This window comes from Microbacterium sp. ABRD28 (assembly GCF_003850245.1).
In the GTDB taxonomy this organism is placed as follows: Bacteria; Actinomycetota; Actinomycetes; order Actinomycetales; family Microbacteriaceae; genus Microbacterium.
On sequence record NZ_CP031015.1, the window covers coordinates 3,180,960 to 3,192,439 of the forward strand.

General features: G+C 68.9%; 9 protein-coding genes. 6 read left to right on the forward strand and 3 right to left on the reverse strand.

Features of this window, described 5'->3' with window-relative positions; genetic code table 11:
* The first annotated feature begins 19 nt into the window (after positions 1–19).
* Positions 20–994, forward strand: coding sequence for an ABC transporter ATP-binding protein (locus DT073_RS15380; RefSeq protein ID WP_124294567.1), 975 nt, complete (start codon positions 20–22; stop codon positions 992–994).
* Complete coding sequence (locus tag DT073_RS15385) at positions 991–1,749, forward strand: ABC transporter ATP-binding protein (protein ID WP_124294183.1); 759 nt, start codon at positions 991–993, stop codon at positions 1,747–1,749. The genes DT073_RS15380 and DT073_RS15385 overlap by 4 nt, the downstream gene beginning before the upstream one ends.
* A gap of 107 nt (positions 1,750–1,856) precedes the next feature.
* Here the strand turns inward: DT073_RS15385 and DT073_RS15390 are convergent, their stop codons facing one another.
* Positions 1,857–3,143: an ABC transporter substrate-binding protein gene (locus DT073_RS15390; protein WP_124294184.1), complete on the reverse strand. Its 1,287-nt coding sequence runs from the start codon at positions 3,141–3,143 to the stop codon at positions 1,857–1,859.
* 186 nt (positions 3,144–3,329) lie between these two features.
* Between DT073_RS15390 and DT073_RS15395 the strand changes: the two genes are divergently transcribed.
* A complete protein-coding gene (locus DT073_RS15395; RefSeq protein ID WP_240638641.1) occupies positions 3,330–4,079 on the forward strand; it encodes an SDR family oxidoreductase in 750 nt (249 codons plus the stop codon).
* Positions 4,080–4,082: 3 nt separating this feature from the next.
* On the opposite strand, the gene rarD is transcribed toward DT073_RS15395, so the two are convergent.
* Together rarD and groES are read right to left on the reverse strand one after the other, a co-directional pair.
* The gene (gene rarD, locus DT073_RS15400) at positions 4,083–5,045 is read right to left on the reverse strand and encodes an EamA family transporter RarD (protein WP_124294186.1); all 963 of its coding nucleotides are present in this window, start codon (positions 5,043–5,045) and stop codon (positions 4,083–4,085) included.
* A 141-nt stretch (positions 5,046–5,186) separates the two neighbouring features.
* Positions 5,187–5,495: a co-chaperone GroES gene (gene groES, locus DT073_RS15405; protein WP_124294187.1), complete on the reverse strand. Its 309-nt coding sequence runs from the start codon at positions 5,493–5,495 to the stop codon at positions 5,187–5,189.
* 314 nt (positions 5,496–5,809) lie between these two features.
* Here groES and DT073_RS15410 point away from each other — a divergent pair, with 314 nt between their 5' ends.
* The 3 genes from DT073_RS15410 (at position 5,810) to DT073_RS15420 (ending at position 11,181) form a co-directional block, all read left to right on the forward strand.
* The gene (locus DT073_RS15410; RefSeq protein WP_164478219.1) at positions 5,810–7,801 is read left to right on the forward strand and encodes an Hsp70 family protein; all 1,992 of its coding nucleotides are present in this window, start codon (positions 5,810–5,812) and stop codon (positions 7,799–7,801) included.
* A 16-nt stretch (positions 7,802–7,817) separates the two neighbouring features.
* Positions 7,818–10,346 carry a LuxR C-terminal-related transcriptional regulator gene (locus DT073_RS15415; RefSeq protein ID WP_124294189.1) on the forward strand — a complete coding sequence of 843 codons (2,529 nt, stop codon included), beginning with the start codon at positions 7,818–7,820 and terminating at the stop codon, positions 10,344–10,346.
* A 121-nt stretch (positions 10,347–10,467) separates the two neighbouring features.
* Positions 10,468–11,181: an IniB N-terminal domain-containing protein gene (locus DT073_RS15420; RefSeq protein WP_124294190.1), complete on the forward strand. Its 714-nt coding sequence runs from the start codon at positions 10,468–10,470 to the stop codon at positions 11,179–11,181.
* Positions 11,182–11,480 lie beyond the last annotated feature (299 nt).

Here is an 11,480-nt window from a genome sequence, read left to right on the forward strand (position 1 = left end):
CGTCGACGATGTCGATCCGATGGCCGCCCCCACGCCGCGCGCGAAGACCACCGGTCTCCACGTGGGCGAGGTGCGGCCCGGAGTGCCGAAGGTCGACCCGATCCTCGTCGCCGACGGCGTGCAGCGCTCCTTCGGCGGTGTCAACGCCGTCGACGTCGAGCATCTCGAGATCCCGCGGGGCGCCATCACGGCGCTCATCGGACCCAACGGTGCCGGCAAGACCACCCTGTTCAACCTGCTGACCGGCTTCGACAAGCCCAACACGGGCACGTGGAGCTTCGAGGGGAAGAACCTCTCCGGCATCCCGGCCTATCGCGTGTCGCGCATGGGACTGGTCCGCACCTTCCAGCTGACCAAGGCCCTCGGCCTCCTCACCGTCATGGAGAACATGAAGCTCGGCGCGACCGGGCAGCGCGGGGAGAAGTTCTGGGCCTCGCTCTTCCCGCCGCTGTGGCGCAAGCAGGACGCCGAGATCGAGCAGCGCGCCGAGGGTCTGCTGAAGAAGTTCAAGCTCGACGCCAAGTCGGCCGACTTCGCCGCGAGCCTCTCGGGCGGTCAGCGCAAGCTCCTCGAGATGGCCCGGGCCCTCATGACCCAGCCGACGCTGGTCATGCTCGATGAGCCGATGGCCGGGGTGAACCCGGCGCTGACCCAGTCGCTCCTCGATCACATCCTCGACCTCAAGGACGAGGGGATGACGGTGCTCTTCGTCGAGCACGACATGCACATGGTCCGGCACATCGCCGACTGGGTGGTCGTCATGGCCGAAGGACGTATCGTCGCCGAAGGCGACCCGGCATCCGTCATGAAGAATCCCGCGGTCATCGATGCCTATCTCGGCGCGCACCAGGAGCTCGATCTCGGTGTCGTCACCGGCCGGATCCCGGTCGTCGACGCCGATGCCGGAACGGATGCCGCGGCCTCGGCGTCGTACAGCGCCCAGACGCTCGTCGAAGAAGGCCTGGCCGAGGAAGAGCAGGAGGAGCAGAAGTGAGCACTCCCACCGAGGCCGGCGCGGCCACCACCACCGGCACCCCCGTCGTCTTCGTCGATGACGTTCACGCCGGATACCTTCCCGGGGTGAACATCCTGAACGGATGCTCACTGGTCGCCCATCAGGGCGAGCTGATCGGCATCATCGGGCCGAACGGTGCAGGCAAGTCCACGCTCCTGAAGGCGATCTTCGGGCAGGTGAACATCCGGAAGGGCACCGTCACGCTCGAGGGCGACGACATCACGGGACTCAAGGCCAACAAGCTCGTCGCACGCGGGGTCGGCTTTATCCCCCAGACGAACAACGTCTTCCCCAGCCTCACCATCGAGGAGAATCTCCAGATGGGGCTGTATCAGCGCCCGAGTGCCTACAAGGAGCGCCTGGAGTTCGTCACCGGCATCTTCTCCGAGCTCGGCAAGCGGCTGAAGCAGCGCGCCGGGTCGCTCTCGGGTGGTGAACGTCAGATGGTGGCGATGAGCCGTGCGCTGATGATGAACCCCAAGGTGCTGCTCCTCGACGAGCCGTCGGCGGGTCTCTCCCCCGTGCGGCAGGACGAGGCGTTCATCCGGGTCTCGGAGATCAACAAGGCCGGGGTCACCTGCATCATGGTGGAGCAGAACGCCCGCCGCTGCCTGCAGATCTGCGACCGCGGGTACGTCCTCGACCAGGGACGCGACGCGTACACCGGCACCGGCCGCGAACTGCTGAACGACCCCAAGGTCACCGAGCTGTACCTCGGCACGCTGGGCGCCTGACGCGCGCAGCGCGTGCACCCTCGCGCGCAGCGCGTGCACCCTCGCGCCGCATGGAGAACGGGCCCCGGAGTCGATGACTCCGGGGCCCGTTGCCGTATCAGGCTGAATCAGCCCTCGTACGCCGAGTAGGTGTTGTCCTCGCCGTACTGGTAGATGCCGATCGACGCCTCGGTCGGGTCGCCGACCTCGTCGAAGGTGATCGGACCCGAGATGCCGTCGTAGTCGGCCGTCCCGCCACCGAGGATGATGTCGGCGCACTCCGCGTAGCTGGTGCACTTCTCGCCTTCGCCCTCGCCACCGGACACGGTGATGAGGTTCTCAGCGATGTCGGCGGGGTCGGTCGAACCCGCCGCGAGCGACGCGAGAGCCAGCAGCACGACCGCGTCGAACGACTCGGCGGCGTAGCTGTACTCGGTGAGCTCGGGCAGGCCCTCGGCCGAGACCCACTCGTCGAGCGACGCGGTGAAGTCACCGATCGAATCGATCGAGAGACCGGGCAGCGTTCCCTTGGCACCGGTGAGGGCACCGGGCTCGAGCTCCTCGCTGAAGTCGGACAGGTTGCCGTCGACGAAGTACAGCTTGTCGGCGGGGAACGAGCCGAGCAGACCCGGGAGGATCGTCGTGACCTCTTCGAACGTGATCAGGGCGATCGCGTCGGGGTCGGCGGCGAGCACCTCAGAGATCTGCGCGTCGAAGTTCGTGTCACCGGTGTTGTACGTCGGCTGGGCCACGACCTCGCCGCCGGCCGCCTCGAACGCCTCGGTGACGTAGCCGGCGAGGCCGGTGCCGTACGAGTCGTTCAGGACGATCATGCCGAGGGTCTGGTTGCCGTCCTCGGCGATGAGGTTGCCGAGCACCTCACCCTGCAGGACGTCGGACGGTGCGGTACGGAAGTACAGCCCGTTGTCGTCGTAGGTGGTGAACGCGTCGGAGGTGTTGGCCGGCGAGAACTGGATGACGCCCGCGCCCACGACCTGGTCGATGAACTGCAGCGAGGTGCCCGACGAGGCGGCGCCGATGATGGCCGAGACGTCCTCGCCGAGGAGGCGGGGGATCTCGGTCTCATAGGCCTTGTTGTCGGTGTCGCCCGAGTCGCCGTAGACGACGTCGATCGTGAGACCGGTCTCTTCGGAGACTTCGTTGATCTGCGAGGCGGCGTAGCCGACACCGGCTTCTTCCGGCGGGCCGAGGAAGGCGAGGTTACCGGTCTGCGGCAGGGCCGTACCGATCTTGAGGGCGAGTTCTTCGCCGGGTGCCGCGGCTGACGGCTCAGCGCTGTCGCCGCCGGTGTCGCCACCGCCGCCGGAACATCCGGCGAGGACGAGGGCGCTGGCGCCTGCGAGCGCGACGGCACCGAGGACGGTGCGCTTGCGCGAGCGAGTGAAGACGCTCATGTTGCTCCTTGCTGTGTAAGGGTGCGAAACGGCTCGGGAAAGCCGCTTCCAGTGGGACAAACCTAATCGCGATCCCGTCTCGCCAATGTTGCCGTTCGTTAACGATCTGTAACGCTTGCGCAGGCTCCCGGCGGCACTGTGCGAAAAGAGGTCGCGAATCGCACAACAGGGTGGAGGATGACACCCGTGGCACGCATCACGGTCGTCGGCGGCACCGGTCTCATCGGACGCAAGCTGATGGCGCGGCTGCGAGCCGACGGGCACGAGGCGCGTGCGGCCTCCCCCTCCACCGGAGTCGACCTCGTCACGGGGACGGGCGTGGACGACGCCCTCGCCGGATCATCCGTCGTCATCGATGTGTCCAAACCCCGCACCTACGACCCCGATGCGGTGTGGCGGCATTTCGACCTCGCCACGCGCACTCTCGTCGCAGCGGAGTCGCGCGCGGGCGTCATCCATCACGTCGCCCTGTCGGCGGTGGGAACCGAACGGATCCCGCAGCCGATCCCCTTCTACCGGGCCAAGGCGCACGGCGAGGCGATTGTGCGCGACTCGGGGGTGCCGTTCTCGATCGTGAGGGCGACGCAGTTCTTCGAGTTCGGTGCGCAGATCGGCGCGCAGGCGCGCGCCGGAGGGACGGATGACGCGCGCGTCGCCGACGTGGAGGTCGAGCCGATCGCGGGCGACGACGTCGCCGCTGTGCTCGCAGGTCTCGTGGACGAGTCGCCGTCGGGCGGCGCCGCCGAGATCGCCGGGCCGGAGGTGATGCCCCTCGCCGATTTCGTCGCGCGCTGCCTTGCGGCGACCGGTGACGACCGACCCGTCGTCGCCGACCCGCGTGCGCTCTACTTCGGCGCCGTCATCGACCGGGGCGAACTGCTCCCCGGGCGGGACGCGTGGATCGCGCCGACCCGGCTGAGCGACTGGCTCGCGTGACCCTCAGGTCACCGCGCCGACATCCGACACTCCGCGGCGGGCATGACGGATCGAGTCGACGGTCAGCACGATGAGAGCGATCCAGACGAGGCTGAAGCCGATCCAGCGCTCGAGCGGCATCGGCTCGCCGAGGAGGAACGCACCGGTGAGGAACTGCAGGATCGGCGCGACGAACTGCAGCAGACCGATCAGGCTGAGGGGGACGCGCCGCGCGCCGGCGGCGAAGAAGAGGAGGGGTGTGGCGGTCACGACGCCCGCCAGCGACAGCAGCACGGCGTGCCAGACGCCCGCCGTGCCCATCGTGATGCCCGAGGTGAGCCCGACGCTCACCAGCACGACGAGGGCGACGGGCGTCAGCCAGAGGGTTTCGAGGGTGAGTCCGCTCACGGCGTCGACGGCGGGGCCGATCTGCTTCTTCACCAGGCCGTACAGGCCGAACGAGAACGCCAGAGAGAGCGCGATCCACGGGAAGGCGCCGTAGCCGACCGCGATGACGATGCAGGCGACGGCGGCGATCGCGAGCGCGATCCACTGCGTGGTCCGCAGGCGCTCGCGCAGCACCACGACACCGAGCAGCACGGTGACGATCGGATTGATGAAGTACCCCAGGCTCGTCTCGATCACGTGCCCGGTGAGGGCCGCGATCAGGAACACCTGCCAGTTGATGTAGATGAGGATGCCGGCGACCGCCGTCCACAGCAGCAGTCGCCGGGCGCGCAGGATGACGAGGAACTTCCCCCAGCCACGCGTGACCGCGAGCAGCAGCGCGCAGAAGAGCAGCGACAGCAGGATGCGCCACGCGACGACCTCGAACGCGCCGGTCGGTTCGAGCAGGAGGAAGTAGAGCGGCAGAAAACCCCAGATGAGGTAGGCCGCGAGCGCGTACACGGCGCCGAGAGTGCGTTCCCGCGTCGGGTCCGCGGGTGGGGCGACACCCCCGGTCGTCTCGGTCGTCTCACGCGTCACCGGCTCAGCCTACGCGCGGGTGGTGGCGCGGATGTCGGGCCGATCGGTCATCCGTGGCCTGTTCGATGTCGTGCGTACACACGAAACGGGGGCCGGATGCCGAAGCATCCGACCCCCGTGGAGTGTGTCGCCGAGATGGACTCAGCGGACGACGACCGCCAGCACGTCGCGAGCGGAGAGGACGAGGAACTCGTCCGCGCCGAACTTGACCTCGGTGCCGCCGTACTTGGAGTAGATCACGCGGTCGCCGACGGCGACGTCGAGCGGGATCCGGTTGCCGTTGTCGTCGATGCGGCCGGGGCCCACGGCCACGACCTCGCCCTCCTGGGGCTTCTCCTTGGCGGTGTCGGGGATGACCAGACCGCTCGAGGTGGTCTGCTCGGCCTCGACCTGCTTGATGACGATGCGGTCCTCGAGCGGCTTGATGGAAACCTGAGTGGAAACCGTCACGGTCTACCTCTTCTTTCTTGAGATGAAGACTGGTTAGCACCCACACCTTGAGAGTGCTAATCCAGTGTAGGCAAACCGTTGGCACTCCCGCAACGTGAGTGCCAGATTCGGGGCGCGCACAGTAGCAGATCGCGACGCACGGGGAAACGGTCGCCCGCCACCTACCGGAGGTCCGAGGAGGTGTGTATCATCCGAGGTGGGACGCCGCTCTCACAGCTGAGACCACTCAGTGACGAACAACGCGGCAAAGAGAGTCGAATTGGGGCGGAACCTGGGGAGGTTCCGGAATCGACTCTCTTGGGGGAGATGAGATCTTGGCTACTGGGGCTACGTATTTTTTGGGGATCGACGTCGGAACGACGCGGATCGCTGCGGCAACCGCGCGGACCGCGCCCGACGGCAGTATCGTCGCGGCACCGTTCCCGTTGGGACGACGCAATGACAGCGCCGCGACGGTGGTGTTCGTCGCCGACGACGGCGAACTGCTGATCGGAGACGCCGCCGAGCGTCGTGGCATCACACAGCCCGAGCGGCTCGTGCGCGAGTTCAAGCGCAGCATCGGCGACGATGTTCCGGTGGTCGCCGGTGGACGGTCGATCCCGGCAGAGAAGCTGTGGGCGCACACCGTCGCGGCCGTCGTCGACGCGGTCGTCGAGCGCGAAGGCTCCCGCCCCGCCGCCGTGATGCTCACCCACCCCACGGCGTGGGGTCCCCACCGCATCGGCCTCATCCTGTCGGCGCTCGACAAGCTGGGCGTCAAAGACGTGCACCTGATCACCGAGCCCGAAGCGGCGGCCCGTCACTACGAGTCCGGTCGGGTGATGGCGGCCGGGCAGGCTCTCGCCGTCTACGACCTGGGCGGCGGCACCTTCGACTCCGTCATCCTGCGCAAGAGCGCCGACGGCTCCTTCGCTCCCGTGGGCATCCCGGTCGGGATCGACAACCTCGGCGGCGCGGACTTCGACGACGCCGTGTTCCGTCATGTCCTGCGCTCCTCGGGTGTCGCTGAAGCCGACCTCAACGACGTCGACCCCGACATCCGTCTCGCGTTGGCGCAGCTGCGCCGCGAGTGCGTCGAGGCCAAGGAAGCCCTCTCGTTCGACTCCGACGTCACCGTGCCGGTGCTGCTCCCCTCCGGGGCGACGAGCGTGCGCCTCACGCGCCAGGAGTTCGAGGAGATGATCGACGGCTCGATCGAGCGCACGATCGACACCCTCGAAGACGGGCTCGACTCGGCCGGTCTCGAGCCCGAGGCCCTGGAGAGCATCCTCCTCATCGGCGGTTCCTCCCGGATCCCGCTCGTGGCCGAGCGGCTGTCCGAGCGTCTCGACCGACCGATCGCGATCGACGCCGACCCGAAGTCCTCCATCGCCCTGGGCGCCGCCCGCGCCCTCGTTCCTGTCGCGGCGGAGGAGTCGGCCACGACGCTCGCGCTCGTTCCCGCAGGGGCTGCGGTGGGCGCTGCGGGTGCGTTGGCGACGACGGATGCCGCGGCTGCCGCCACGACCGACCTCGCCGTGTTCGACCCCAAGGGTCCGGCCGAGCAGAAGGCGGCGCGTCGCTGGTACCAGCGCGTGCCCGCCGTCGCCGCGGCCGGAGCGGGCGCCCTCGTCATCGCCACGGGCCTGGTCTTCGCCAGCGCCGGGGGGCTGGGTGCGGGCACCTTCGACACCACCGCGTCGACCGAGAATCTGCGCGAGTGGGTCGACGTGGAGCTCACGCCGTCGCCGGCGGCTGTCGCTGATCTTCCGACATCCGACCCGGTCGCCGTAGGCCCAGTACCGCAGGCACCGCAGGCCAAGCAGGACCGCGGCTCGAGCCCGTCGAAGCCGAAGGCCACCAACCAGCGCAAGCAGGCGGCCGAGCGCAACGCCGCGGTGCGGCCGCCCGACCCGAAGCCGGCCGCGACCCAGTCGCCGACCTCGGGTAAGCCGTCGTCGCCGAAGCCCTCGCAGTCGAGCGGCGGCGGGAGCACGAGCTCGCCGGCTCCCGGGACGAGCACGCCTGCGCCGGGAACGAGCACCCCGGCACCGGGAACGTCGACACCTGCCCCCGATCCGAGCACGTCTTCACCGAACCCGACGCCGACCGAAACCACACCGGACCCGACGCCGACCGAGACGACGCCGGACCCGACGCCGACCGAAACCACACCGGACCCGACGCCGACGGAAACGACACCGGACCCGACGCCGACCGAGACGACGCCGGCTCCTGAGGTCACGCAGACACAGGAGCCCACACCCGACCCGCCAGCGGACACACCGCCGGCCGATTCCACCCCGAGCCCCGACAACCCGGCTTGACCCGGTGAGCACTCCGATGACGACTCTGCTCAACAGTTCGTCGGACACCCGGACCGCCTCGATGATGCCCCGTGCACTTCACGCGCTGAGCGCGCTTCACGCCATCGTCGCGACGGATCGGCCCGTCCGCGCCGCCATTGTGGGGGGCTCCGGCTCCGGAAAGACCGACGCCCTCCGCTTCCTCCACTCTCAGCTCGAAGCCGATGACCGGCCGGTCAGGCTGCTGTCCGCACGCGATCGCATCTCGACGATCCCCGACGACGTCGCGCTCCTGGTCGATGACGCCCACACGCTCGACCCGGCACGTCTGTCTCAGCTGATCGATCGCGCCCACCGTCCCGACGCGGCCGTGGTGATCGCGTACCGCTCCTGGCCGGCCTCGTCGGAACTGGTCGAGCTGACCCGCGCGGTGGAACGCAACGCGCCGGCGGTCCTCCTCGGTGAGGTGACTCACGCCGAGCTGCGGGAGCTCCTCCCCGACGCCTCGGTGGAGTGCGAGGAGCGCATCCTCGGTGCCACCGGCGGTATCGCCTGGCTCGTGTTCGAGTGCGCGCAGGCGCACGCCGCCCTCGCCTACGACGGGCGCGACTGCGGTGACGACGACGCACACGCCGACGTGACGCGCGCCCTGATGCGCCGGATCAGCCACCGCCTCGAGACCGTCTCACCGCGCCTCCGGCGCCGGATCGAATCGCTCAGCCTGGGCCTGAGCGACAGTGAGGGCGATGACCGCGAGGCTCAGGCCGAGCTCTCTGCCGAAGGCCAGGCGGAGGGTCTGCTCCTGCACAACGGACGTCCCGCTCCCGTGGTGGCGTTGACCGCCCGCGCCAGCGTGCCGGTCGACCGGCTGGTCGATCTCGTCGAGGTCGGGACGGTCGACCTCGTTCCCGGCTCCGACATCGCGGCGAGCCTCGACGGGATCATCGATCCGCTTCTCGGCGACCGGCTCGCTGCCCGCGCGCGACGCGAGGTAGGTCGCGATCCGCGCCTGGCCGTGACGCTCTTCGAATACGCGGTCCGGTGCGGCTCCGACCCGCGCGTCCTGGCCGCGTCGCACGCCCACGCGCTGTGGGCCGCAGGCGACGTCGACGCGGCAGGGTCCCTCCTCGACGAGGTCGCCGCCGATGGCGGCGGTTCCGACCTGTCACCGTCCGACCGTGATCTTCTTGCCGACGCGGTCGCCGCCACCTGGGCTGACCGCGGCCTGATGTCGCTCGCGCACCGCAGTTACCTCGCCGTCCCTCCGCTCTCCCCCGCGGCCAAGACGAGAGCTCTGGTCACGGCGGCAGGCGCCGGGTCGGCCGGCCACGACGAGGATCCGGCGCCGGATGCCTCGGGCGCGGCCGGCTCGGCACCATCGGCGAACGGTGTGGCGATGCAGCTGTGGGCACGGGGCCTGTGCGCGTCACTTCAGTCGACGCACTCCCGCAGCGCCCTCGATGATCTCCGCCGTGCGTCGGAGCTGGCCAACGCTGGCCATGATGCGTCACCCACGACGGAGCTGCCCGCCGTCGTTGCCGCGATCGTCGCAATCGGCCTGGGCGATGTCGCCGCTGCGCACACCATTCTCGACGAGGCGCAGAGCGCTCGACAGGGTGGTGCCCGCTGGCTCCCGCATCTCCAGCTGTGGAATGCGTGGGTCGCCCTGCAACGCGAGCAGCCGGTCGAGGCGCGCACCCTTCTCGCAGCCGCGACGCAGGGCACCCGCCTGTCGCCGCGCGATGACCTGATCGCCGCTGCGGTGACAGTGGGCCTCGCCCGCCGTTACGACGACACACCGACGCTCGAGGCCACATGGGAAGCGGTCAAGTCACGCGCGACGCGCCCCGAAATCGACCTGTACCTGCTGCTGCCCCTCGGTGAACTGGTGATCGTGGCGGCTCGCCTCGGCGACATGCACTGGACGCAGACGGCCTTCGAACGTGGTCTGGCGCTCGTGGCCGAATTGGGCGAGCCGGCGCTGTGGTCGGCTCCCCTGCACTGGGCGGGGATCCAGCGGGGCATCATGTTGAACCACCCCGACGACCTCGCGCCTCACGCCCGAGCGCTGGTCGCCGCGTCCGCCCGCAATCCTCTGGCGGCGAAGATGTCACAGGCGGGCCGAGTATGGACCTCGGTCCTCGCCGGACAGGTTGACCCGGACGCCGTGGAAGAGGCGGCGCGCGGGCTCGCGTCCGTGGGCCTCGCGTGGGACGGAGCCCGGCTCGCGGGCCATGGTTCGCGCCGATCGGACGACCGAAAGATCAGCTCGCGCCTCCTCGCCTGTGCGCGGGAGCTGCACCCGCGCGAAGCACCGCGCTCGACGGATGCGGAGTCGCACACGGCAGCCATCCGAACGGCGACGCCGAGCGTCCTCAGCGAACGAGAGCGCGAAGTCGCCGAGCTCGTCCTGCAGGGGAAGACCTACGCCGAAATCGGCAAGGAGATCTTCATCTCGCCGCGAACTGCGGAGCACCATATGGCGCAAATCAAGCGGCGCCTGGGCGCCTCTTCGCGGTCGGACCTCATCGCGAAGTTGCGCGTCACGTTGGGGGCGGCCGGATGAGCGGTGACCCATCGGGGCAACCCCGTAGTACCCCCACGACTTTTCGGGCTAACCCCCGATTCCAGACCGAAGACCAACGCATAGCCTCTGAAAAGAGTCTCGCAGAGACAGGAGCCGACTTATGACTACCCCGCTGGCGACCATCGCCGATGCACTGATCGAGTTCATTTTGAGCCTGCTGAACGATCCTGACGCAGCAGCTGAATATGACGCCAACCCTGAGGCCGCTCTCGCCAGCGCCGGCCTCGCCGAGTGCACAGCGGAGGATGTCCGCGCTGTCGCGCCGATCATCGTCGACCGCCCCGACGTGCACCCGACCCCGCACCCGAACCCTCCCGGCCCCGGCCCCAAGCCGCCGGTCGAGAAGGAGATCTGGAACATCGCGAACAACTTCCACATCGACAACCGGGCGACCATTGTCGACCAGTCAGTGAACCAGAACATCTGGGCCGAAGGCGACGTCAACCAGATCTTCGACCAGGAAGCCAACGTCGCCTCCGGCGATGAGTCGATCGCGGCGGGCAACGACGCCAACGTCGACAACTCCGACACCGATGTGACCGTCGGCGACGTGAACATCGGCAACGAAGAGACCAACGTCGACATCACCGACTCGTTCGACGACGAGTCGACGAACACGGAGACCGACACCACGGTGGTGGCCGACGGTTCGTTCAACGACGGCTCGACGAACGTCGACGCGGACGTGTCCGCCGACAACTCGTTCAACGAGTCCAGCGAGGTCGTCGTCGAGGAGTCGTACGACTACGACAACAGCGGCAACATCGCTTCTGACGACGCGATCGTCTACACCGAGGAGACCGACCAGCCGTAACGGTCTCCCCCGTAAGGTTCTTCTGTGACCGACGATCAGAAGCCCCCTCAGCCGCGCGCCGATGCCCCAAGCCGGCGCGCGGCTGAGGATTCTTTCGTGGACGATGTCCTCGCGCAGCACGCGGCGACGGAAAAGAAACGCCGCGACCGCCAGCGTCCGGCGAACACGGTGCCGACACAGGCGCCGACGCCGGAGGGTCAGATGCAGGGACAGGTGCCCCCACAGGGCAGCGGTACGCCGCAGCAGGCCGGACAGGTCGTTCCTCCTGGGGATCAGCGACGGCCGCACCCCCAGGGTCA

What these genes read in the sequence shown, in the direction of transcription:
- DT073_RS15380 (WP_124294567.1), top strand. Translation starts at nt 20, where the DNA reads ATGGCCGCCCCCACGCCGCGCGCGAAGACCACCGGTCTCCACGTGGGC.
- DT073_RS15390 (WP_124294184.1), bottom strand. Translation starts at nt 3,143, where the DNA reads ATGAGCGTCTTCACTCGCTCGCGCAAGCGCACCGTCCTCGGTGCCGTC.
- DT073_RS15415 (WP_124294189.1), top strand. Translation starts at nt 7,818, where the DNA reads ATGACGACTCTGCTCAACAGTTCGTCGGACACCCGGACCGCCTCGATG.
- DT073_RS15420 (WP_124294190.1), top strand. Translation starts at nt 10,468, where the DNA reads ATGACTACCCCGCTGGCGACCATCGCCGATGCACTGATCGAGTTCATT.